The organism is Chitinilyticum litopenaei DSM 21440, assembly GCF_000428145.1.
GTDB classification, from domain to species: Bacteria; Pseudomonadota; Gammaproteobacteria; order Burkholderiales; family Chitinibacteraceae; genus Chitinilyticum; species Chitinilyticum litopenaei.
The window spans coordinates 19,180-43,522 of sequence record NZ_ATZJ01000037.1 but is presented as its reverse complement, the minus strand read 5'-3'; the positions used below and the strand labels follow the sequence as shown (position 1 = coordinate 43,522).

Genomic DNA, 24,343 nt, shown 5'->3' with positions numbered 1-24,343 from the left:
ACCCGGCGTATCCGGATCCTGTTTGCCAGCCATCACCCACTGCGTGAGGTGTATCGCCTCGCGGCAGAGGCACTGGCCAGCCCATAGTCAAAACGAGTGCGGCCCCGACACGTTGACGCTTCGGGGGTAGGGGAAGCTGCGCCCGCAATCTGGAAAGCAGGCCAGTGCCCGCGCTGCAGAGCGGCGATCTGCTATCCGGGAGGAGTTTCTGCTGCTTGAGCCCGCTCAGTGAGCAGGTGGTGAAAAATCCGGGCTAGCGCGCCTGCGTGCGGGCCACGGCGGCCTGCAAATCCGGCGGTGGGGTAATGCCCATCGACACATAGATGCTGGTCAGCTTGTCCACCCCGATCTGCGCCGGGCGTATCCAGTCGGTGGGCACGTAGAGCAGGCCGCCGCCGATGGGCACTGGCGCGGTCGGAATCAGGATGGCCTGATAGGTGCGCCCTTCCAGCTCGACCGGCACGGGATTGGGCATCAGCGCCAGCACCGCCACGCCATCACCACCAAAGAAACACCAGACCGGGCTCATGGCGCCAATGTCGGCGTCTTCCTTCTGGTCCAGCAAGCCGACAAAGCGGTCGGCCAGATTGTAGAGATTGCCAAACAGCGGAATCTTGCGCAGCGTGTGATCCACCAGCGTGGCCAGCGGCTGTTTGAGGCGGGATTGCACCAGTATGCCCAGCGGATAGATCGCCAGAATCAGCAGGAAGGTGCCGAGCAGGTATTCCAGCACCGGATTGTTGACGAAATACTGGCCAAGATAGGCAAACAATTGCCCGATCTTGCTACCCGGCCCGAAATACTGGTTGAGAAAGTTCAGCACCCAGGCCAGCAGCGCCAGCGTGAGCAGCAATGGCAACAATGCCAGCAACCCGGCAAACCAGGTTGTCATGATGGCTTTCAGACTACGTTTGATGAGCATGCCTTGTTCCGCAAATAAATCGCCACACCCGCAAAGGATGAGAGCTGCGTACTTTACCTCAGGCAAGCCTGCAACGGCGTAAACGGCAGGGAAAAAGCACACGCGGCCCTGCCAGAGTGCGGAAAGGCGCGAGGAAGAAGGAGCGAGGTGAGGCAGGCAGCCTGACGGAACCGGCCATCCGGCACGCGAAAATGAGAACGGGGTGCTTGAAGCACCCCGTTTGTACCGCCGGATTCCGCTGTCCTGCTACTGCGTTTACTGCCAAACACATGCTGAACTACTGTGGTTGAAGAAAACTAGCGACTCAGGAACTGCTACTGCAAAAGAACGATGCCTGCCCGGTACTGCATTACAACGTGCACACTTTGTGCTCCTGCCACGGATGGCAGCGAAATGGGCGGGCTTGCATGACAAAGCAACAGCTAACGGAACTGCATACTGCGTACAGCAAACAAGCTACTGAACTGCTGGTACTGCATGATGCTCGTACTACTTGGTGTTGCAACTGCGTACGATCTTCAGCGGCATCCGGTTTAGGCAACCCTTGGGCGGGTTAGCTTAGGCGACCACTCGGGTCGCATCACGAAACTGCGAAACTTTGACTTCCAAGCTCTGCTCCTTTCGTGAGTTATCGATGCATTTCCACTGTAGTCCTAAACATGCAAACCTGCAACATATCCGGATGACCAGGCCCACTGAAAATTGTAGCCGCCCAGCCAGCCGGTCACGTCGACCACTTCGCCGATGAAGAACAAACCCGGCACATCGCGCGCCATCATGGTTTTCGACGACAGTGCGGCGGTGTCCACTCCGCCACGCATCACCTCGGCCTTGCGGTAGCCCTGCGTGCCGGACGGGATGAATTCCCAGTGATGCAGCCGGTGCAATAGTGTGGCCAGCTCTTTCGGAGTCAGCTGTTTGAGCGGGCGGCTTTCCTCGCCCAGCACGGCCTGCGCCAGGCGGCGCGGCAGGTGCTCGGCGAGCAGGTTGAGCACCGACTTGTCGCGCTGCGCCTGTGGGAAGATGTCCTCATCGGCAAGCCCGGGCAGCATGTCGATGACGATCGCCTTGCCAGGCTCCCAATAGCTGGAAACCTGCAGGATGGCGGGGCCGGACACGCCCTTGTGCGTGAGCAGCATCGCCTCGCGAAAACTGATGTCGCCGGTGCTCGCCGCGCTGTGCTCGAGCGCGATGCCGGCAAGCTCGCCCCACAGATCCTGCGGCTGAAAGGTCAGCGGCACCAGTGCCGGTGTGGTGGGTATCAGCGGCAAACCAAACTGCTTGGCGAGCTCCAGGCCAATACCTGTCGCACCGACCTGCGGAATCGACAGGCCGCCGGTCGCCACCACCAGCGACTGGCAATGCCAGTTTTCCTTCGACGTGCGAACGATGAAGCCGCCGTCCGGATGGGCTTCCACCTCGAAGAGCTGCGTCGCCATGCGCCAGCAGACGCCGGCATCGTCGACCTCTTGTTTGAGCATGGCGATCACCGCTTCCGAGCCCTGGTCGCAGAACAGCTGGCCCAGGGTTTTCTCGGTCCAGGACAGGCCGTGCTTTTGCATCAGCGCCATGAAGTCATGCTGCGTGTACTGCTTGAGCGCGGACTTCATGAAGTGTGGATTGGCCGACAGGTAACACTCGGGACGCACATACAAATTGGTGAAATTGCAGCGCCCGCCGCCGGAAATGCGGATCTTCTCGGCCAGCTTCTCGGCATGGTCGATCAGCACCACGCGCCGGCCCATCTGGCCGGCCGTCGCGGCGCACATCATGCCCGCCGCGCCCGCCCCCAGCACCACCACATCGGTTTCCAGCATCTTGCTCACCCCGCAGCAGCCGACAAACGGCTGTGTCATTCTTGTTTGTCACACCATGAAAAAACCCCGGCGCAAACCGGGGTTTTCGAGCATCCGCGCCATGCACACCATGGCAGGCGCAGGACAATCAGACAGCCTGTTCCAGACCGAAGGCCTTGTGCAGCACGCGCACGGCCAGTTCCAGATACTTTTCATCCACGACAACCGAAATCTTGATTTCGGAAGTGGAGATCATCTGGATGTTGATGCCTTCTTCGGCCAGCGTGCGGAACATGGTGGAGGCCACGCCCACGTGCGAGCGCATGCCCACGCCGACGATGGAGACCTTGCAGATCTTGTCGTCGCCGCTGACTTCACGGGCACCGACGTGCTTCTTCACTTCTTCCAGCACCTTCAGTGCGCGCGGGTATTCGCCCTTCGGCACGGTGAAGGAGAAATCGGTGGTGCCATCCTGGCCGACGTTCTGGATGATCATGTCGACGTCGATGTTGGCATCGGCCACGGGGCCGAGGATCTGGTAAGCGATGCCCGGCTTGTCCGGCACGCCGATCACGTTGATACGGGCTTCGTCACGGTTGAAGGCGATGCCGGAGATGACTGGTTTTTCCACGGTAGAGTCTTCCTCGAAAGTGATCAGAGTGCCCTCGCCTTCTTCCTGGAAGGAGGACAACACGCGCAGTTTCACATTGTATTTGCCGGCGAATTCGACCGAGCGGATTTGCAGGATCTTGGAACCCAGGCTGGCCAGCTCGAGCATCTCTTCAAAGGTGATGGTCTTGAGCTTGCGGGCTTCCGGCACGACGCGCGGGTCGGTGGTGTACACGCCGTCAACGTCGGTGTAGATCTGGCACTCGTCGGCCTTCAGCGCCGCGGCCAGCGCCACGCCGGAGGTATCCGAACCGCCACGGCCCAGCGTGGTGATGTTGCCCTGCGCATCGACGCCCTGGAAACCGGCCACGATGACGACCTTGCCAGCGGTCAGGTCGGCACGCATGTTGGCGTCGTCGATGTGCTGGATGCGCGCCTTGGTGTGCGCGGAATCGGTCAGGATCTTGACCTGGGCGCCGGTGTAGCTCACCGCATCGACACCCTGCTCTTTCAGCGCCATGGCCAAGAGGCCGATGGTCACCTGTTCGCCGGTGGAGACGATGACGTCCAGCTCGCGCGGATCGGGCTGGGCCTGGATTTCCTTGGCCAGTGCGATCAGGCGGTTGGTTTCACCGGACATCGCGGAGACGACGATCACGAGATCGTGCCCCTGCGCCTTGAATTTGGCCACGCGCCGCGCCACGTTCTTGATGCGGTCCGGGGAGCCGACGGAAGTGCCGCCGTATTTCTGGACAATCAGTGCCATGATTCAACCTGCAGGTTGGAAAGTGTTATTGAAAAATAAGCGCAGTATTGTAATGCAAATATGCCTGCGCCGGGGAAACTATGGAGGACGCCTTCAGTCGATCCGCAGCGGAACACGGGGCGCCAGCGCGCACATCAATTCATACGAAATCGTGCCGGCAGCCCGCGCCACCTCGTCGATCGGCAGGGCTTGCCCCCACAGCTCGACCGCACTTCCGACACCGGCTTGCGGCACAGGTTCCAGATCGACGGCCAGCATGTCCATGGACACGCGCCCGATCAGGCGGGTGCGGACTCCGTCCACCAGAACGGGCGTGCCGGTTGGTGCATGGCGCGGATAACCGTCGGCATAGCCGCAGGCCACCGTACCGACGCGCAGCGGCTGCTCGGCAACAAAGCTTGCACCGTAACCGACCGCATCCCCGGCCTGCAGCTGCTGCACGCTGATGATTGCGGAATTCAGCGACATGGCGGGCAAGAGCCCCAGCTCGCGGGCGCTGCGCCCGGCAAACGGCGAGGCGCCATACAGCACCAGACCCGGACGCACCCAGCGGCCGTGAGTAGCGGGATAATCAAACAGCGCGGCCGAGTTCGCGGCGGTAAACGGAGCGTCCAGGCCAGCTGTCGCGGCCTGGAAACGCGCAAACTGCCAGTCAACTCTCCGCTCGGGCTCATCGGCGGTCGCAAAATGCGTCATCAGGGTAATGCCGGCCACATTGGGCAACGCCGCCAGTTCGGCGTAGCGCTGCCTGGCTTCCGCCAGCGCAAAACCCAGGCGGTTCATGCCGCTATTGAGCTTGAGAAAGACCTGCAACGGCCGCGAGAGGCGCGCGGTGCGCAACCAGGCAATCTGCTGCTCGCTATGCACGGTTGCCGCGAGTTCAAGTTCGGCGCACAGCGGCAACTCGTCCGGGCTGAATGCCCCTTCAAGCAGCAGGATGGGCTGGCGATGCCCCAGCTCGCGCAGCCGAGTGGCGGCAGCCACATCCAGCACGGCCCAGGCATCGGCCCCGGCCAGACTGGCCGCCACCGCAACCAGACCGTGCCCGTAAGCATTGGCCTTGACCACCGCCATCAGCCCGGCCTGGCCGCTGCGCGCTCGCAACACGGCCAGATTGTGCGTGAGGGCGGAAGCATGAATGCGGGCAAGAATGGGCCGGGTCATGGCGAAAAGTGAGCGGCAGGGAAAGCGGATGATTATACGCAAAGCCCCGCTGAACGGGCTGTGAATGCGCCACAGCCGTGCCGGATGCGGCCGCCAGTTCTCCGGGTGAACGGCGCCACGCAGTGAGCCCTGGCATGAAGCTCACAAACCGATATACGCATCAATGTATCGCCATGTAGCCAAACATGAAAAAAGGCTACAGCCACATACCCATATAAAAACTGGCCAGCACATTTCCTCGGCAAGACAAAAGTGGCGAGGTCATTTTGCCAGCGCGGATTTTTCATCAACACGACGCAGGATGATGCAGTGGCTGCGGGTTTCTGCGCCGTTTTAAAACAGCACAAACGGGCAGCGCAAACAAAACGTCAACAGAACCTAGGCTCTGTTGACGTTTGATTAATTTTTACGCGATGGGCTATTTTGCCTCAGTGCAAGGCATTCGTCGCGCCGCAGTACCAGTACTGTCAGCGGCGAATGACGCCGCAATGAGGCAAAAGAGCCCATCGCCCGCAGGGCAGCCCCGCCATTCTTGCCGGAGGCTTTGTCACCAATGCTCGCCAGTACTCGTACTTGCTGTAGCGCTGTTTCGCACCCCGGCAAGCTGGCAGGGCTGCGTAAAAACTAATCAAACCTCAACAGAACCTAGCCACTTTGCAGGCCATAGTCACGCAGCACCTGCTGCCAGGCCGGATCATGGGCGAGCAAGGCCGGAGCTGCGCGAATGAATGCCGCCAGTTCTTCATCCAGCGGGTTGGCGAACAGGCGGCGTTCATAGCGGCTGCGCGGTTCGCGCGAGACATGCAGGCCGGCCAGCATGGCGGGCTGGTGCTGGCGCAGCCACAGATAAGCACTGCGCGTCATGAACATGGCATCGATACGTCCAGCAGCCAGCTTGCGCAGATTGGCCTCCTGGGAGCTGACATCGTCGCGCTGGATGCGTCCGGCCCGCAACAGCGACTCGATTTCCACATAGCGGTGGCCGAGCAGCCCGCCCAGTCGCAAGCCCTCCAGGGTTTGCGGCCCCTGCCACTCCAGCGGCCGCCTGGGGCTGGAGAGCAGCCAGTCCTCGTCATTCAGAATGGCGGCACTCCAGGCATGGCGGCGCATGGGCAGGTCGTCGAACCAGGCGGGATTGACCCAGCCCACCACGCCCTGCCAGTCAGGCTCGCTCAGTTGCGCATCAAGCCGTTTGCGCGGCACGACCTGCACGACAAAGGCAAAGCGCTGACCGGAGAGCCGGCTGAGCGTACTGGCCAGCCGGTAACTCAAGCCCTCCGCCGGACTGATGACAAAGGGCGGATAGTCATAATGACTCCACAGCACCACCGTGCGCGGTGCAGCCTGCGCCGTCCACAGCCAGCACATCAGCATCACGCCACACAGTACACGCCAGCCTTTCACACCCCACACCCTGTCTGCCGGAAACCCCATTCCCTGACTTTAGCAGGCCGTTTTCACGGCGGAGCCGAAACCCAAAAACAAGACGCAGGCCCTGCCAGCCTTTGCGCCGGGCCTTTCCCGGCGCGTGCCGCGCGGCCGAAAATCCGGCGGCCAGGCAGTCAGCGCATCAGCCGATGCGGGTCTGCGTCTCCGGATCAAACAGTACCGCCTTGCGCAGGTCGGGCACGAGGCTGCACAACTCGCCAGCGGCCGGTGCATGACGCGGATGGACTCGCGCGATGATGTCGCGGCCGTTGAGCTGGCTGAGCAGCATGGTGTCCGGGCCGGTCGGTTCGGTAATGCGGATGCGGCACGCCACCCCACCTGCGTCCGCCTGGTCGAACTGCTCCGGCCGCAAGCCCAGAATCACCGCCTGGCCAACACGGCCCTGCACGTTCAAGCGCTCCGGCAAGGCAAAGAACACCGGCTCGCCCTCGCCCTGCAGCGCCACACCCAGCACGCCGCCCTGCTCGGCGATGTGGCAGGGAATGAAATTCATCGACGGCGAACCGATGAAGCCGGCAACGAACAGATTGGCCGGCGAATCATAGATTTCCTGCGGGCTGCCGAATTGCTGGATGACGCCATCCTTCATTACCGCGATGCGGTCACCCAGCGTCATGGCTTCGATCTGGTCGTGCGTGACATACACGATCGTCGTCTTCAGGCGCTGATGCAGCTGCTTGATTTCGGCGCGCATTTCCACGCGCAGCTTGGCGTCCAGATTCGACAGCGGCTCGTCGAACAGGAAGAGCTTGGGATTGCGCGCCAGCGCCCGCCCCATCGCCACGCGCTGGCGCTGCCCGCCCGACAGTTCGCTGGGCTTGCGACCCAGCAGGTGCTCGATCTGCAGCATCTTGGCAACACGGGCGATGATCTCGTCCTGCTCCGCCTTTGGTACCTTGCGGGTTTCCAGCCCGAAGGCGATGTTCTGCCGCACATTCATCGTCGGATACAGCGCATAGCTCTGGAACACCATGGCGATGTCGCGATCCTTCGGCGCCACATTGTTCACCACCCGGTCGCCGATATGCACTTCCCCGCTGGTCGGCCCTTCCAGGCCGGCGATGATGTTCATCAGCGTGGACTTGCCGCAGCCCGAAGGCCCGACCAGGATCAGGAACTGGCCTGCGTCGATGTCGATATTGATGCCCTTGAGGATGTCGGTATCCCCGAAGGACTTGGTCACGTTCTTGATGGCCAAGGCACCCATTTGCAACTCCTTTTAACCCTTGACGGCGCCGGCAGTCAGCCCGCGCACGAAATATTTGCCAGCCAGCACGTAGACAACAATGGTCGGCAGCGCCGCGATCAGCGCGGCAGCCATGTCGACGTTGTATTCCTTTACGCTGGTCGAGGTATTGGCGAGATTGTTCAAGCCCACGGTGATCGGCCGCGAATCGATGCTGGAGAACACCACGCCGAACAGGAAATCGTTCCAGATCTGCGTGAACTGCCAGATCACCGTCACGGTGAGGATCGGCGTGGACATCGGCAGGATGATGCGGAAGAAAATCCGCCAGAAACCAGCACCATCCAGCCGCGCGGCCTTGATCAGTTCGTCCGGAATGCCGACGTAGTAATTGCGGAAAAACAGCGTCGTACTCGCCAGCCCGCACACCACATGCACGAACACCAGACCGGTGATCGAATTGGCCATGCCGAACAGACCCAGCGTCTGCGCCATCGGCAACAGCAGCACCTGAAAGGGAATGAACACGCCAAAGAGAATCATCGCGAACACGACTTCCGAGCCGCGGAACTGCCATTTCGACAGCACATAGCCGTTGACTGCGCCCAGCGCCGTCGAGATCGCCACGGCCGGCACCACCATGGCCACCGAGTTCCAGAAGTAGGGTTGCAGACCCGTGCACTCGACCCCGGTGCATGCCGTTGACCACGCCTTGCTCCAGGCGGCAAAGGTGATGTCCAGCGGCAGCGACAGCAGGTTGCCGGCGCGGATTTCCTCCATGCTCTTCACCGACGTGGTGAGCATCACGTACAGCGGCAGCAGGTAATACACCGCTGCGATCAAGAGCGAGCCGTACACGACGGCACGCCAGAATTTGCCTTGTTCAGCCACGGCGCTTGCTCCTCAGTTCGGAATACAGATAGGGAACGACCAGGGCGGCGACGGTGGCCAGCATCATCATCGAGGATGCGGCACCCAGGCCCATCTGGCCGCGCGTGAACGCCATCTGGTACATGAAGGTGGCCGGCAGGTCGGACGAGAAGCCCGGGCCGCCGCCGGTCAGCGCCATCACCAGGTCAAAGCTCTTGATGGCGATATGCGAAAGGATCATCAGCGTCGAGAAAAACACCGGGCGCAGCGCCGGCAGCACAATGCGCCAGTAGATGCGCGGCAGGCTGGCGCCGTCGATCTGCGCGGCCTTGATGATGCTGTCGTCGATGCCGCGCAAACCCGCAAGGAACAGCGCCATCACAAAACCCGACGATTGCCACATCGCCGCAATCACCACCGTGTAGATCGAATAATCGGGGTTTACCAGCCAGTCGAAGGTGAACGACGTGAACCCCCAGTCGTGCATCAGCTTTTCCAGGCCAAGACCGGGATTGAGCATCCACTTCCAGGCCGTGCCGGTCACGATGAAGGACAGCGCCAGCGGGTAGAGGTAAATCGTGCGCAGCGCCCCTTCGGCGCGGATTTTCTGGTCGAGCAAAATGGCGAGGAAGATGCCGACGCCCATCGCGCCGGCGATGAACAGCACGGCGAAAAGGCCAAGATTCTGCACCGCTACCCACCAGCGCTCGCTGGCGAACAGCGCTTCGTATTGCGCCAGGCCCACCCATTCGTAATTGGGCAGCATGCGCGAGGCCGTGAACGACAGATAGCCGTTCCAGGCGATGAATCCGTAAATGAATACCAGCGACAAGAGGAAGGATGGCGCCAGAACGACGCGCGGCAGCCAGCGTTCCGCGAACCCGTAGTGTGCGGTGCCGTTTGTATTGCTCATGATGATCTCCAGAACCTCCCGCCAGACTGGCGGGAGGTATTCGACTGCAGCCTATGATTCAGCTTGGCTTCATGGATATACCCACAAAGGACACACCCAAAGAGCCAGAGTCATCACATGACCTTGGCTGCGGCGGCAAGCTTGTCGGCCGCCTGCTGGGCGGTCATCTTGTCGTCATTCCAGTACTGCGAGATCACGTCATACATCGCGCCCTGCGTGGCCGAACGCATGGCCATGCCGTGCGCCCAGGACGGCACCAGCGTGTTGCCCTTGGCACTGGCGCTGAAATCGGTCGAGGATTTCTTGCCGCAATCGTCGAACTTGGCCATGTCCAGCCCGGTGCGTGCCGGGATCGAGCCCTTGTTGAGGTTGAAGGTTTGCTGGAAGGCCGGGCTCATCAGCGCGGAAGCCAGATCCTGCTGCCCCTTCTCGGCATCCTTGCTGGGCACCTTGAAGAAGACGAAGGAATCGATGTTGAAGGTGAAGGCCTTCTCGGTGCCTGGCGCAGCCACGCACAGGAAGTCCTTGCCCGGCACCTTGCCGGCGGCGAGGAACTCACCCTTGGCCCAGTCGCCCATGAACTGCATGGCAGCCTTGCCGTTGATCACCATGGCGGTCGCCAGATTCCATTCGCGGCCCGGCGCATTCTTGTCGGTGTAGGGCTTGAGCTTCTTGTAGGTATCGAGCGCCTTGATCATCGTCGGGCTCTTGATCGCGGCCGCGTCGAGCTTGACGAAGGCCTTCTGGTAGAAGTCCGCGCCACCGACGCCAAGCGCAATGCTCTCGAACACGGTGGAGTCCTGCCAGGGCTGGCCGCCGTAGGCGAGCGGCTGGATGCCGGCCTTCTTCAGGGCTTCCATGGTGACGAAAAGCTCGTCAATCGTGGCCGGCACCTTGGCATTGGCCTTCTTCAGCAACTCCGGATTCACCCACAGCCAGTTCACGCGGTGCACGTTCACCGGCGCCGCCACATACTGGCCCTTGTACTTCATCACGTTTGACACCACCGGCGGCAGCAGCTTGTCCCAGCCTTCCTTCTTGGCCACGCTGTCCATGCTGCTGAGCACGCCTTCCTCACCCCATTCCTGGATTGCCGGCCCCTTGATCTGGGCGGCGGCCGGCGGCTGACCGGAAACCACGCGGCTTTTCAGCGCGGTCATGGCGTTCTCACCACCGCCACCAGCCACGGCAAAGTCCTTCCACTTGTGGCCCTTGCCTTCCATGGTTTTTTTCAGCTCGGCGGCAGCCTTGGCTTCACCGCCGGAGGTCCACCAGTGCAGCACTTCCACTTCAGCAGCCTGGGCGGTAAATGCGAGCATCATGCCGGCAGTCAGCGCGGACAGTTTGGGGTAAGACATCGTCAATCTCCTGGTTGTGGTCAAACCGAGCCCTTGTTGGTCAGCTCTGGTGTAGTGCACTTTAGGTTGACTACATCCGTTACAACATCAGGTAATCACCGACTGGGGGAACGCCTTACACACAAGACCGTATCGCCTGTCACTCAAGCATTCGGACACCACGACTCCAGTGGAATGTCCTTCAGCATGGCAGCCAGCTCCATCGCCGAATGCACACGCATCTTGGTGAAAATGCGCGCACGGTGCACCTCAACCGTCTTGATGCTGATGTCCAGCCGGTCGGCGACCTGCTTGTTGAGCTTGCCGGCGAGGATTTCCCGCAGCACCTGGCGCTCGCGCGGCGTCAGCTCTTCAAGCCGACTCATCACCGAATCCTGGTGGGTGCGACTCATCCGCGCTTCGCGGTCGCGCTCCAGGCAAACCTCGACCTTGGCCAGCAGTTGATGGTGATCACAGGGTTTTTCGAGAAAGTCCGCTGCACCATCCTTGACCGCGCTGACCGCCATCGGCACGTCACCATGCCCGGTCAGGAAGATCAAGGGCGGCACATAGGCGTAGTCTTCCTTCAGGCGACCAAAGAGCTCCAGCCCGCTCATGCCAGCCATGCGCACATCGACGATCAGGCAGGCGTAACTGCCCGGATTGCCCTCCTCCAGAAAGGCTTCTGCCGAGGCGAAGGTCTTGACCGGCCAGTTGCGAGTCTCGAACAGCAGATCCAGCGAGTCGCAAACGGCCACGTCATCGTCGATGACGGCGATGGGATGATGGGTGGACTTCATGATGTCTCCTCGAAGGTCAGATTGCGCTGGGCCACCGGCAGCCGAAAGGCAAAGACGGTACCGCCCAAGGGGTTGGCTTCGGCCCACAGGTGGCCGCGATGCTGTTCGATGACCGAACGGCAGATATTGAGGCCCATGCCCATGCCATCGGTCTTGGTACTGAAGAAGGGCTGGAACAGCTGCTCGGGCTGGGCAATGCCGCTACCGCGATCGGCAATGCGCACGATCAGGTAGCCCTCGTCGCGCTCGGCACGGATCGTGATGCTGCGATCCGCCACGGGCGTCTCGGCCATGGCTTCCAGGCCATTCTTGATCAGGTTGAACACCACCTGTTCAAGCATCACCCTGTCACCGCTCAGCACCGGCAAGCGCGCCGGAATATCGACCTGCAGCCTGGCCTTTTGCCGGCGCGCCACGGGCTCGAGCAACTGCAGCGGCATTTCCAGCAATTCGCTGAGCTGGCACGGTTCATTGGTCGGCGTGCGCTTGAGCACGAACTCGCGAATGCCGCGAATGATCTTGCCGGCGCGACGCGCCTGCTCGCCGATTTTGGTCAGGGTATTGCGTATCTTGGGCAGGTTGGGATTGGGCAGCTCCAGCAAGGTTTCGCAGGCGGCGCTGTAGCTGGAAATGGCGGCCAACGGCTGGTTGAGCTCATGGGAAAGGCTGGAAGCCAGCTCGCCCATGTTGACCAGGCGCGCCGTATGCTGCAGTTTTTCATCGCGCGTGCGTTCGGCCTCGGCAGCCTGGCGCTGTGCGGTAATGTCGGTGGCAATATCGAGCCAGACCTGGCGACCATCCACCCACTGAATCGAACGGCGCTGCAGCTGGTACCAGCGCTGCGTCACGGCATCCAGGCAATCGACCACCAGCGTTTCGCCCGGCAAGAGACGATCCTGCTGCAGGGGCAGCAGGCACACCGGCCCCACGCCTTCGGGCAACTGGAAAGTACTGGCATGATGGCCGTTGCGATAGCGCAACTCGCCAGTGTGCATGTCCCAGACCGATACGGCGGCCATCAGGCCATCAAGCACCGTCAGCATTTGCTGGCGCGAGGCGGCCAGCGCCTCGCGTTCGCGGCGCAGTTCGGTGATGTCATAGAGCGAAGCCATCCAGCCGCGATGCTCGCCCCGGCTGTCGATCAGCTGCGAGGAGTAAAGACGCACATCGAAACGTTCACCATTGCGACGCATGAAGCGCAACTCGAAACCATTGACCGGGCAGTCGCCCTGCAGGATGGCCTGGTAAGCCGCCGCACAGCTGGCCAGTTCCTCGGGGGGCCAGAAGGGCATGGGCGGCAGATGACCGATCAGCTCGGCGGCGCTCCAGCCCACCATGTCACAGAAGGCCGGGTTCACGTACATCAGGCGACCATCGCGATCCATGGCGCGCAAACCGGTTACCAGCGAGTTCTCCATGGCGGCACGAAACAGGATTTCGTCGGAGAGCTGGCGCTCGGCCCGCTGGCGCTCAAGCAGACGCTGGTGCATGAGGTGCAGCGCCCAGCCCACCAGCAGCAGAAAGGACAGCACCAGCACCCACACGCCCAGGCGCACCCAGGCGCCATGCCGCTGCTGCACTGCAACGGCCCGCAGGCGCAAGCCCTGGCCCGGAGGATCGAAACTCACCTCCTTGACCACCGCCCCCTGCAGCAGGGGCATGTTGCGCAAGGGCGCCAGCACCCTGCCCTGCACATCAACCAGCTGCAGGTCGTAGCGCTGCACCATCCACCAGGGCACGCGCTGCTGCAGCAGGCCGGACAGCTGGTAAGTGATCAGCACCGAGCCCTTGTGCACCGTCCCGTGAAAAAACGGCACAGCCTGCATGACCGAGGTGGACTCATCATGATGCAGCACATTGGAGTACACCGGATAACCCAGCGTCGCCGCGCCCTCAAGCATCTCGATCACCAGCGCATTTTCGAGAGCAGGCAAGGAGTTGGGGCGGCTGCTGTAAATGGGCAGGCCGCTCTGGCGGACACCGTTGGTATCCACCCATTCAATCGCCAGGATTTCCGGATTGCCGCGCATCAGCCCTTCGGCGCGCACGCGAAAATCATTCGTCGTGATCGCTCCGGCCGCCAGCGCGTAGGCGAGGTTTTCCAGGACATTCTGATTGGTCTGCAAGCGCAGGCGCACTTCCTGCTCCTGCCAGAGCAAATCCTGGGCCATCGTGGCTTCCTGCTGGCGGACTTCCTTGTGCCAGTCATTCCACAGATAAAGCGCCAGCGCCAATGCAACCAGCGCCAGCATGCCGTAGGCGAATGTCCATGGCCAGCGCCCGCGCAGATAGGGGCCCAGACGGCTGCGGTTCCTGCCAGTAAGAGTTGCCGAGAAGCTCAAGCGCCCAACCTTTTTCCAGACAATGCCAATTGCAAACCAGTCTCGCATCTGCCTGCACGGCAGACAAATACACTACAGACAGTATGGCGTCCGGGCCGGATTTTCGATACTTGTCGCGAAGCTGAACCAGAACAATGCTTCCGGGGCTACAGCCCAAACGACAATGGCGCCCACAGGGGCGCCATTGTCGTCAGTCATGAATCCGCTCAGGTTTCCGGATTGCTGTTGCTTTCCACGAAGCTCTTGAGCCGCTCGGAACGCGTCGGGTGGCGCAGCTTTCTGAGCGCCTTGGCTTCGATCTGGCGAATCCGCTCGCGCGTCACGTCAAACTGCTTGCCTACTTCTTCCAGCGTGTGATCGGTATTCATGTCGATGCCGAACCGCATGCGCAATACCTTGGCCTCGCGCGGAGTCAGGGTATCAAGCACTTCCTTGGTGGCTTCACGCAGACCGGCATAGACGGCGGCATCGGCCGGCGCCATATTGTTCTGGTCTTCGATGAAGTCGCCCAGATGCGAATCGTCGTCGTCACCGATCGGCGTTTCCATCGAGATCGGCTCTTTCGCAATCTTGAGGATCTTGCGGATCTTGTCTTCCGGCATTTCCATCTTTTCGGCCAGGATGTCCGGCGTCGGATCGGTGCCGGTTTCCTGCAGGATTTGCCGCTGGATGCGGTTCATCTTGTTGATGGTTTCGATCATGTGCACCGGAATGCGGATGGTGCGGGCCTGATCGGCAATCGAACGGGTAATCGCCTGACGGATCCACCAGGTGGCGTAGGTCGAGAACTTGTAGCCGCGACGGTATTCGAACTTGTCCACCGCCTTCATCAGGCCAATATTGCCTTCCTGGATCAGGTCGAGGAACTGCAAGCCGCGGTTGGTGTACTTCTTGGCAATCGAGATCACCAGACGCAGGTTGGCCTCGATCATTTCGCGCTTGGCGCGACGTGCCTTGGCTTCACCGGTGGACATCTGGCGGTTGATTTCCTTCAGCTCCTTGATCGGCAGCATCGCGCGCTCTTGCAGCTCGCCCAGCTTCTGCTGCTTTTCCATCAGCGCGTGCTGATAGCGGCCGAGGATTTCGGCATAGGGGCGGCCGGAGGAAATTTCCTCAAGCACCCAGTTGGTGTCGCATTCGCGGCCCGGGAAGGTCTTGATGAAATGATCGCGCGGCATGCGGACCTTCTGCAGACAGATGTCCATGATCTCGCGCTCGTGACTGCGGATGTCATCGACCATGCTGCGCAGCTGATCACACAGGTTTTCCACCTGGCGGGCCGAGAAGCGGATTTTCTGGAATTCTTCGGCAATCGCAGCCTGCTGGGCGAGGTAAGTCTTGCCCTGCACGCCTTCCTTGACCAGCGCCTTGACCATCTTGTCGAAAAGCTTGCGGATCACGTCGAAGTGCTCGGCAGCCTGGGTCTTCAGCAGCTCCAGATTAGCGCTGGCGGCAGCGGCGCCACCATCGTCTTCCTCGTCTTCCGTTTCGTCATCTTCCAGCTCTTCATCGGACAACTCGGGGGCCGGCGCTTCTTCCTCTTCGGGTGCATTCGGGTCGATGAAACCGTCGATCACTTCGTCGATGCGGATCTCGTCGGCAAGACCCTTGTCCACCAGATCCAGAATGGTCTGGATGGTGGTCGGACACGCCGAGATGGCCAGGATCATGTGCTTGAGGCCTTCCTCGATCCGCTTGGCAATCTCGATTTCGCCTTCACGGGTCAGGAGCTCGACGGTACCCATTTCACGCATGTACATGCGCACCGGGTCGGTCGTGCGGCCGAATTCGGAATCCACCGAGGACAGTGCGGCTTCGGCTTCCTCGACTGCATCTTCGTCCGCCACGGCAGGCGTGGCGTCGGACATCAGCAGGTCTTCGGCATCGGGCGCCTCGTCATACACCTGGATGCCCATATTGGTGATCATGCTGATCACGCCTTCGATTTGCTCGGCATCGAGCATGTCTTCCGGCAAATGGTCATTGATCTCGGCGTAGGTCAGGTAGCCCCTTTCCTTGCCCTGCACAATCAGCAGTTTGAACTTCGCCTTGCGGACTTCCGGATCGAGGCTCTCGGCCTCTTCCCCTTGGGCGCGAGGATTGATATCTTCTTTTACCAAATCTTTATCAGTCGCCATGTCGGTACAACGCTCAGCGTATCGTGCAAAAACGTGGAATTATATCAGAAAATTCAGGCCTTTTCCGAAAAGCCCGGCACTCCCGACCCGATTAGCCTGCCGCTGCGTCCTGCAGCAACTGCAGATATTCCTGCTTTTCCAGCTCGGTCAGGCCGCCATTGGCGCGGCGCTCGTCCAGCTCGGCGCGGCGCGCCTGGCGGCGCGGCTGGATGATGCGCCGCTCGATCAACAGGCAGGTGTCACGCAATTCCTGCTCGCGCTCCTCGCGCGGAAAGCGCTCGAAGGTCGCCAGACCATCGGCGTGACACTGCTGCAGATAGGAGAATTCGGGGCGATCACGCCAGAATTCAAGCAGCAATGCGCCCGGCTGCTGGGGCTGGCTGCGCGCCAGCCCCAGCAGCTCCAGCACCAGCGCCACCCGGCCCTCATGCGGCCAGCGCGCCTCGACCGGATCCAGCCCGGCCAGCAGCGCCGGGTCGCACAACACCAGCTGCATGAGGCGCAAGAGCGGATCCTGTTGCGTGCGCTGCGCCGGCGGCGGCGCACTGAGCCCCTTGGCCTCGCGCTCTTCGCGCGCCCGGCGCTCGCGCCAGTCGCCGCCATTCCTGCCCGCACCTCTCCAGGCGCCCAACCCCTGCCCTTTGCCCCTGCCGCCCCGGGCACCTGCAGGCTGCCACGCCGCCGGAGCCGCCATCTCCTCGTAGCCAACATCCTCGCGGTGCGCATGCGGATAGGGTGACTCGGCGTCGGCCGCCACCATCGGCCGGGATGGGGGCGGCGCACTCTCCTGCAACTGCGCCATATCGGCCGCAGAAAAATGGCACAGCTCGCCCAGCCGTTTTTGCACCAGCAGGCGCAGGGCCGGGGCCTCGTGCAATTGCTGGAGATAGGGCTTGGCCACATGCCAGAGCTTGGCGCGCCCCTCTTCGGAGCCCAGGTCGATCTGCAGCGCCAGCTCGCGCAGCAGGTATTGCGACAGCGGCAAGGCCTCGTGCGTCAGCAGGTTTTCAAAGGCTTCGCGGCCGAACTCCTGCACATAGGAATCCGGATCGTGCTCCGGCGGCAGGAACAGGAAGCGTACCTCCTTGCCATCGCGCACCTGGGGAAGCGCATTTTCCAGCGCCCGCCAGGCCGCGCGCCGACCGGCCTTGTCGCCATCAAAGCCGAAGATCACCTCATCGGCGAGCTTGAGCAGTTTTTTTATGTGTTCGGGCGTGCAGGCCGTACCGAGACTCGCCACCGCATACTCGACGCCATGCTGGTGCAGCATGACGACATCCATATAACCCTCGGTCACCAGCACGCGATTGTGCTCGCGGATCGCCGCACGCGCCTGTGGCAGGCCATAGAGCTCGCGGCCCTTTTCGAATACCGGCGTTTCCGGCGAATTGAGGTATTTGGGCTCGCCCTGCCCCAGCACGCGCCCGCCAAAGCCGATCACGGCGCCGCGCTGGTTCAGGATGGGAAACATCACGCGATCGCGAAAGCGGTCGTAGCGGCGCTTGGTCTCTTCCTTTTCGATGACCAGCCCGGCCTCAAGCAGCAGCCTGTTCCAGTCATAATCAGGGTATATGGCCTTGAGCGCTTGCCAGTCCTCACCCCCAGGGGCATACCCAAGACCAAATCGTGCAGCAGTCTTGCCCTCTACGCCACGCTTCCGGAAATAGGCAATGGCTTCGGGCGACTTCTTGAGCGCCGCGCGATAGAAGTCAAAGGCGCCCTTCAGGACATCGAATATCCCCGGCGCGGCTTTTTCTGCTGGCGCCGGACCACCCTCTTCGACCGGCACGACCATGCCCAGCCCCTCGGCCAGTTTGCGGATGGCCTCCGGATAATTCAGTCCTTCGTACTCCATGACAAAGCCGATGGCCGTGCCGTGCGCACCGCAACCGAAGCAGTGATAAAACTGCTTGGACGGGCTGACGGTAAAGGAGGGGGATTTTTCCTTGTGGAAGGGGCAGCAGGCCTGGTAATTCTGCCCGGCCTTTTTCAGCGGCAGGTACTTCTCGACCACGTCGACGATGTCAACGCGGTTGAGCACATCCTGGATAAACGATTCGGGAATGCGGGCCAAGGCAGCGTCAGTTCACAAGTTGCAGGGCATGTTGACGACCCGGTCAGAACAGGTCAATGGGTATATAGCCACAGCCCTTTCCAGAAAAAGGCCACGGCGATATACCCCATTAAACAACCTGATTAGGTAGCCTGCTCAGCAACTCGTCATGCCGGCGAAAGCCGGCATCCAGAGCACTGCTCGAACAGGCATTGCAGCTGGATTCCGGCTTTCGCCGGAATGACGAACTGGGTTTTGCTGAGGTAGCTACCTAATCAGGTTAAACAATCAGGAATCAACCCAGCCTGGCCTTGACGAGCCTGTTGACTTCCGTCATGTCGGCGCGACCAGCCAGCGCCGCCTTCAGCTCGCCCATGATCTTTCCCATGGCGGCAGGGGCAGCGCCATGCTTTGCCACAGCGGCATCCACTGCCGCTGCGATTTCTTCACCGCTGAGCTGCTGCGGCATGTAATCCTGCAGCACGACAATCTCGGCCTGTTCCTTGTCGGCCAGATCCTGGCGCTGCGCGGCCTGATACTGGCTGATGCTGTCGCGGCGCTGCTTGACCATTTTCTCGATCACGGCGGCCACGGCAACATCGTCCAGTTCGACGCGCTCGTCGACTTCCTTTTGCTTGATCGCCGCCTGCAAGAGGCGAATGGTAGCGAGACGGTCGGTGTCACGCGCCTTCATGGCGGTTTTCATGTCATCGGTAATGCGGGCTTTGAGCGACATGCTGCATCCTGTAATCAACGGGGAAACGGGGCCACTGCAAGCGGAACCGGCTCACACACGGCGACCTGCGGCACCAGCAAAACAGCCGGCAGACTCAAGGCCGGGTGCGACCAGCGGCGTGGCGAACCTGGAATAGTAATGAAAGAACAAAGCTGGCAAATGAAACAACGGCAAATGCAGCGATAAAAGACCAAACGACAAAAGGCCGCACAAGGCGACCTTTTCGTCATGCTCGACCGAATCAGTACAGCTTCGGCGGCAGTTGCTGGCTGCGCAGGCGCTTGTAGTGGCGCTTTACGGCAGCAGCGAGCTTGCGCTTGCGTTCAGCGGTCGGCTTTTCGTAGAACTCGCGAGCGCGCAGTTCGGTCAGCAGACCAGTCTTTTCTACGGAACGCTTGAAGCGGCGCATCGCTACTTCGAACGGTTCGTTCTCTTTAACGCGTACAGATGGCATGAATCGAATCCTGTTGTCTTGGCAGATGAGCCGCAGGCGGCTGCATTGGAATGAGGAAAGTCCGCGATTATCCATGAAAGCCCAGCCCCTGTCAAAACCCTTCTTGCACTGTTGCGTCTTCCCCTATTCCCGCCAGCTGGTTATCCTTCCCGCTCCATTGGACATCCGATCTGGTCTTTCCATCATGCTGGTACTGGGCATTGAATCTTCCTGCGACGAAACCGGCGTTGCCTTGTATGACACGCAAGCCGGGCTGCTGGCGCACCAACTGCACACGCAAATGGCCATGCACGCCGAGTATGGCGGCGTGGTGCCAGAACTCGCCTCGCGCGACCACATCCGCCGCGTGCTGCCGCTGACCAGCGCCTGCCTCACGGACGCCGGACGCACGCTGGCCGATATCGATGCCATTGCCTACACCGCCGGCCCCGGGCTGTCGGGCGCCCTGCTGGTGGGTGCCAGCGTGGCCAATGCCCTGGCCTTTGCCCTGAACAAGCCGACCGTCGCCGTCCACCACCTCGAAGGGCACCTGCTCTCGCCGCTCTTGGCCGACCCCGCGCCCGAGTTCCCCTTTGTCGCGCTGCTGGTTTCCGGCGGCCATACGCAGCTGATGGCCGTGCACGGCGTCGGTCGCTATGAACTGCTGGGCGAAACGGTCGACGATGCCGCCGGCGAAGCCTTCGACAAGTCAGCCAAGCTGCTGGGGCTCGGCTATCCGGGCGGCCCGGCGCTGTCGAAGCTGGCTGATCTGGGCGATGCGACGCGCTTCACGCTGCCGCGTCCGATGCTGCACTCGGCCGATCTCGACTTCAGCTTCTCGGGACTGAAAACTGCGGTCCTCAATCTCGTGAAGGCGCAGGACAATCTCGACGAGCAAACCCGCGCCGACATCTGCGCGGCCTTTCAGGAGGCCATCGTCGAGGTACTGGCGAAGAAGTGCATCAAGGCGATGAAGCAGACGGGGCTCAAGCGCCTGGTGATCGCCGGCGGTGTCGGCGCCAACCGCCAGCTGCGCGAAGGGCTCAACGAGGCCTGCTCGCGCCGCGGCTGGCAGGTGTTCTACCCGCCGCTGCACCTGTGCACCGACAATGGCGCGATGATCGCCTTCGCCGGCGCGCAACGCCTGCAGCACGCACAAGCGGCCGGCAGCTTTGCCGTGCAGCCGCGCTGGGATCTGTCCACGCTGGCCGCCGCCTGATACCCACCAACATATAAAGCCCCAGCCTTTCATGCAAAATGGCTAGCGACAGATACCCAACAAAAAACCCGCCAAGGCGGGTTTTTTGTTGGGTAAACGGCAAGGTTCAGGCCACGCGGAACTCGGCATGCAGCAGACCCGGCGCATCCAGCACCAGCGCGTCACCGGAAACAATGGGGCCGACGCCTTCGGGCGTACCGGTAAAGATCAGGTCACCTTCCTGCAGTCCAAAACGCGCGGAAATCCACGCGATCAGCGTCGCCACGCCAAAGGCCATGTCCTGCGTGCGGGCGTGCTGCTTCAACTCGCCGTTGCGATGGAGAGTGAATTCCAGCCGCTGCGGGTCAGCCACGGCGCCGACCGGCACAAAGGCCGACAGCGGCGCGGATCCGGCAAAGCCCTTCGCCAGCGTCCACGGATTGCCGGTTTTTTTCGCGACCGCCTGTACGTCGCGCGCGGTCAGATCCAGGCCCAGCGCATAGCCGGCAACATGGCCCAAGGCCTCGGCCACGGCAATATTGCGCCCGCCGCGACCGATGGCGACCACCAGCTCGGCTTCGTGATGCACCTCGCGCGACCAGTCCGGCAGCACGAGCGGCTCGCCCTCCATCACCAGGGCCGACGAAGGCTTGAGGAAGACCATGGGCTCCGGGCCGATGGTCGAGCCCATTTCCTGCGCGTGCGCCAGATAATTGCGTCCGACACAAAACACGTTGGCCACGCGCAGCGCGTCGCTGCCGATACGGATGGTGCTCGACCCGGCACTCATCAGGCCACCCATTGCGCAAAGGAGAACAGCAGCACCACGGCCACCCACAGCAGTACATTGCGCCACACCAGCCCTACCGCGCTGGGCAGATAGTCGGCACTGGCCGGCTCGCCCACGCCGATTTCCGGGCGCAGCTTGATGGTGTGATCCTGATGCAGAGCCTCGCCCAGCTTGACGCCCAGCGCACCACCGGCAGCCGCCAGCAGAATGCCATTGCTGAAATTGCCCCAGGTATGCGCCTGGCTGCGCCAGCACTCCACCGCATCTTCGAAATTGCCCATGATGGCGTAACCGGCTGCGGTGAAACGCACCGGCAGATAATCGAGCAACTCCAGCACGGCATCGGCAAAGCGGCCAAAGGCATCGTCGCGTCCACCCCATTTCTGCTGCAGCAGACAGGCCGCGCGGTAGAGCACGGCGCCAGCGGGGCCAGCCACCCAGGCCAGCGCGACAAACCAGAACAGCGTGGCAAACACGAAACGGAAGGCATCCAGCACGCCCTGCTCGATGGTCAGGCGAGCCACTTCATCCGGTGTCAGCTCGGAGGTGGACTGGCCGGTCCAGTCAGCCAGCAGCGCGCGTGCGCCCGCCAGGTCATCCTCCTGCAGCGCCTTGGAAATGCCGGTAAAGGCATGGCTGAACTGCCGGAAGCCCATGGTCAGATACAGCCACAGCACGCACCAGGCCAGACCCAGAAACACACTGACCATGTTCAGCAGCCAGTAACCCAGCACGGTCACCAGCAGCAGGGGCAGTACGGCAATCAGCCAGGCATACACGCCATTGCGGTATTCGCCGGCATTCAGATTGCGTTCCAGCCGATTGGCGCCGCGCACGAACGCCAGATACAGCGGATTGCGGTTGCTGATCGGGCGCAACTGCTCCAGCGCCAGGGCAAGAATCAGGGCAAGAATACTCATGGGCAAACCATTTTCCAGACTGCGCGCGGCCTTGCGCGCCATAGGCAGACGATACCATAGCCCCCGACGCCAGCCCAACTCCGGGCGCAATGAACAAAGCCGGACTGGTCTGGCAAGCCTTGTTGCCCCGGCAAAAAAACCAATCAAGCACAGAGGCCACAGAGAAAGCAACATCATTGAAAGCCGCATGACATGCTCCAGCCTTTCTGGGCGAACGTTGTACCTCTGCAGTTCAGACAGCGGTTTTGCCGGTTTGCCAAGACGACTGGCACGGATAGCCGGACCAGGCCGGCGCGGGCTCTTGAAAAGCCACCGGACCACCCTTATCTTCTGGGGGCTGTTAATAACCCCTGCACCGGAGACCCCATGGAACACAAGCTGCCCGATCTGCCGTACGCCCAGGACGCACTGGCTCCCTACATGAGCGCCGAAACCCTGTCCTATCACTACGGCAAGCATCACCAGACCTACATCACCAACCTGAACAACCTGATCAAGGGCACCGACAACGAGTCGAAGAGCCTGGAAGAGATCGTCAAGACCGCTCCTGCTGGTGGCCTGTACAACAACGCCGCGCAAACCTGGAACCACACCTTCTTCTGGCTGGGCTTCAAGCCGAACGCAGAAGGTGCCGACCGTGCTCCGGCTGGCAGCCTGGCTGACGCCGTCAACGCCAAGTGGGGCTCCTTCGACGAATTCAAGAAGGCATTCAACACCTCCGCCGCCGGCAACTTCGGCTCTGGCTGGACCTGGCTGGTGAAAAAGGCTGACGGCTCGCTCGACATCGTCAACACCGGCGCCGCCGGCACCCCGCTGACCACCAGCGACGTCGCCCTGCTGACCTGTGACGTCTGGGAACACGCCTACTACATCGACTACCGCAACAGCCGCCCGAACTACCTGGAAGGCTTCTGGAAGCTGGTCGACTGGGATGTGGTTGCCGCACGCTTCGCCGCCTGATCACCTCCTGATCGGCACAAAAGGACGACCCCGGTCGTCCTTTTTTCTTGCCTGCGGCAAAAATCGACCGACGGCCTCAAGAAACGCTTATGCTGGGCCGATACGTTGCACATGCGCCTGCCGTGCCTGCGCCCCAAGCCGCCTTCCGGGATAATCGCCATGACCTCGCTCTCCAGCCTCAACTCCGCCATGAACAATGCCCTGCAGGGCACCGCCTCCGGCAAGCGCGATCTGACCCCCGCCGGCAAGAACAATGTTGCCAGCACGCCGCTGACCGCCCCGCAGGAAACGAACAAGCTCGCGCAACGCGTCAGCCAGCTCGGACGCGCCACGGTGGACATGGCGCAACAGTTTCTGGGCGACTTCGCACAATCGCTGTTTGGCGAGGCGGCCAAGGGCATGAAGGTCAGCTTTGACAGCTTCGAGTTGTCGGCGCAATCCACCGCCGCTGCGGCGGCCTACCAGGCCAGCGGCCCGGAGGGCAGCACCTCGGCGGCGGCCTTCCGCCTGGAAGATGCCAGCAGCTTTACCGGGCGCGGCACGCTGACCACGGCGGACGGCCGCAGCTTTGAATTCGAGATCGAAGTGCGCTACCAGCGCGTGCAGGAAGCGGCCTACGCCAGCAGCAGCCAGCAACTGCCGGCCGCGCAATCACAAGCCGCGCCGGGCGCCGCGCCGGCCAATACGCCACTGACGGCAGGCGACTTGCGCAGCCAGTTCGCCGGCATCGCCAGCGACTTGCTGGACGCGCTGAGCGCCGAGCCGGTGCGCCAGCCTTTCAGCCTGCAACTGCCGCAGGAAGAGAACGGCAAGCCGCCGCTGACCCTGCTGGGCGATCTGGCGCTGCAGCTGCTGAACCTGAAGGGCGGCCCGCGCCATGTCGATCTGGCCAAGGTCGGCCAGGACAGTGCCAAACCCCGGCTCGCCGCGCAAGCCTGACATATACCTAACATCCCATTCA

20 protein-coding genes are annotated in these 24,343 nt (G+C 61.8%); 3 read left to right on the top strand and 17 right to left on the bottom strand.

Annotation, left to right across the window (positions count from 1 at the left end):
- Positions 1 to 253: 253 nt before the first annotated feature.
- The 15 genes from C515_RS0113360 to rpsU form a co-directional block, all read right to left on the bottom strand.
- Complete coding sequence (locus tag C515_RS0113360) at positions 254 to 922, bottom strand: DUF502 domain-containing protein (RefSeq protein WP_028455953.1); 669 nt, start codon at positions 920 to 922, stop codon at positions 254 to 256.
- 653 nt (positions 923 to 1,575) lie between these two features.
- Positions 1,576 to 2,778, bottom strand: coding sequence for a BaiN/RdsA family NAD(P)/FAD-dependent oxidoreductase (locus C515_RS0113355; protein WP_245575036.1), 1,203 nt, complete (start codon positions 2,776 to 2,778; stop codon positions 1,576 to 1,578).
- 88 nt (positions 2,779 to 2,866) lie between these two features.
- A complete protein-coding gene (locus C515_RS0113350; RefSeq protein WP_028455951.1) occupies positions 2,867 to 4,093 on the bottom strand; it encodes an aspartate kinase in 1,227 nt (408 codons plus the stop codon).
- Between the two features lie 93 nt (positions 4,094 to 4,186).
- Entirely contained in the window at positions 4,187 to 5,257 is a 1,071-nt protein-coding gene (gene alr / locus C515_RS0113345) for an alanine racemase (protein ID WP_028455950.1), read from the bottom strand.
- 645 nt (positions 5,258 to 5,902) lie between these two features.
- Entirely contained in the window at positions 5,903 to 6,661 is a 759-nt protein-coding gene (locus C515_RS0113340; protein WP_158380824.1) for a transporter substrate-binding domain-containing protein, read from the bottom strand.
- A gap of 166 nt (positions 6,662 to 6,827) precedes the next feature.
- The gene (locus C515_RS0113335; RefSeq protein ID WP_028455948.1) at positions 6,828 to 7,913 is read right to left on the bottom strand and encodes an ABC transporter ATP-binding protein; all 1,086 of its coding nucleotides are present in this window, start codon (positions 7,911 to 7,913) and stop codon (positions 6,828 to 6,830) included.
- A 12-nt stretch (positions 7,914 to 7,925) separates the two neighbouring features.
- The gene (locus tag C515_RS0113330) at positions 7,926 to 8,783 is read right to left on the bottom strand and encodes a carbohydrate ABC transporter permease (protein ID WP_028455947.1); all 858 of its coding nucleotides are present in this window, start codon (positions 8,781 to 8,783) and stop codon (positions 7,926 to 7,928) included.
- Positions 8,776 to 9,675: a carbohydrate ABC transporter permease gene (locus C515_RS0113325; RefSeq protein WP_028455946.1), complete on the bottom strand. Its 900-nt coding sequence runs from the start codon at positions 9,673 to 9,675 to the stop codon at positions 8,776 to 8,778. The genes C515_RS0113330 and C515_RS0113325 overlap by 8 nt, the downstream gene beginning before the upstream one ends.
- 113 nt (positions 9,676 to 9,788) lie before the next feature.
- Positions 9,789 to 11,033 (bottom strand): ABC transporter substrate-binding protein, encoded by a 1,245-nt coding sequence (locus tag C515_RS0113320; protein ID WP_028455945.1) that lies wholly within the window; start codon positions 11,031 to 11,033, stop codon positions 9,789 to 9,791.
- A gap of 143 nt (positions 11,034 to 11,176) precedes the next feature.
- Positions 11,177 to 11,812, bottom strand: a complete 636-nt coding sequence (locus tag C515_RS0113315) for a response regulator transcription factor (protein ID WP_028455944.1) — start codon at positions 11,810 to 11,812, stop codon at positions 11,177 to 11,179.
- The gene (locus tag C515_RS0113310) at positions 11,809 to 14,154 is read right to left on the bottom strand and encodes a PAS domain-containing sensor histidine kinase (protein ID WP_158380822.1); all 2,346 of its coding nucleotides are present in this window, start codon (positions 14,152 to 14,154) and stop codon (positions 11,809 to 11,811) included. The genes C515_RS0113315 and C515_RS0113310 overlap by 4 nt, the downstream gene beginning before the upstream one ends.
- A 206-nt stretch (positions 14,155 to 14,360) precedes the next feature.
- Positions 14,361 to 16,292 carry an RNA polymerase sigma factor RpoD gene (gene rpoD / locus C515_RS0113305; protein WP_028455942.1) on the bottom strand — a complete coding sequence of 644 codons (1,932 nt, stop codon included), beginning with the start codon at positions 16,290 to 16,292 and terminating at the stop codon, positions 14,361 to 14,363.
- Positions 16,293 to 16,383: 91 nt separating this feature from the next.
- On the bottom strand, positions 16,384 to 18,366 hold the full coding sequence (gene dnaG / locus C515_RS22650; RefSeq protein WP_051304930.1) for a DNA primase: 1,983 nt from the start codon (positions 18,364 to 18,366) through the stop codon (positions 16,384 to 16,386).
- Positions 18,367 to 18,640: 274 nt separating this feature from the next.
- Positions 18,641 to 19,081: a GatB/YqeY domain-containing protein gene (locus C515_RS0113295; protein ID WP_028455941.1), complete on the bottom strand. Its 441-nt coding sequence runs from the start codon at positions 19,079 to 19,081 to the stop codon at positions 18,641 to 18,643.
- A gap of 241 nt (positions 19,082 to 19,322) precedes the next feature.
- Entirely contained in the window at positions 19,323 to 19,535 is a 213-nt protein-coding gene (gene rpsU, locus C515_RS0113290; protein WP_028453256.1) for a 30S ribosomal protein S21, read from the bottom strand.
- A gap of 184 nt (positions 19,536 to 19,719) precedes the next feature.
- Here rpsU and tsaD point away from each other — a divergent pair, with 184 nt between their 5' ends.
- Complete coding sequence (gene tsaD / locus C515_RS0113285) at positions 19,720 to 20,733, top strand: tRNA (adenosine(37)-N6)-threonylcarbamoyltransferase complex transferase subunit TsaD (RefSeq protein WP_028455940.1); 1,014 nt, start codon at positions 19,720 to 19,722, stop codon at positions 20,731 to 20,733.
- Between the two features lie 106 nt (positions 20,734 to 20,839).
- Here tsaD and C515_RS0113280 read toward each other — a convergent pair whose 3' ends face one another.
- Together C515_RS0113280 and C515_RS0113275 are read right to left on the bottom strand one after the other, a co-directional pair.
- Positions 20,840 to 21,502, bottom strand: a complete 663-nt coding sequence (locus tag C515_RS0113280) for a fumarylacetoacetate hydrolase family protein (protein ID WP_043649540.1) — start codon at positions 21,500 to 21,502, stop codon at positions 20,840 to 20,842.
- Complete coding sequence (locus C515_RS0113275; RefSeq protein ID WP_028455938.1) at positions 21,502 to 22,422, bottom strand: CobD/CbiB family protein; 921 nt, start codon at positions 22,420 to 22,422, stop codon at positions 21,502 to 21,504. Before C515_RS0113275 ends, C515_RS0113280 begins: the two co-directional genes overlap by 1 nt.
- 366 nt (positions 22,423 to 22,788) lie before the next feature.
- Between C515_RS0113275 and C515_RS0113270 the strand changes: the two genes are divergently transcribed.
- Positions 22,789 to 23,382, top strand: coding sequence for a superoxide dismutase (locus C515_RS0113270; protein ID WP_028455937.1), 594 nt, complete (start codon positions 22,789 to 22,791; stop codon positions 23,380 to 23,382).
- A gap of 159 nt (positions 23,383 to 23,541) precedes the next feature.
- Complete coding sequence (locus C515_RS22645; protein ID WP_051304929.1) at positions 23,542 to 24,321, top strand: hypothetical protein; 780 nt, start codon at positions 23,542 to 23,544, stop codon at positions 24,319 to 24,321.
- The last annotated feature ends 22 nt before the right edge of the window (positions 24,322 to 24,343 follow it).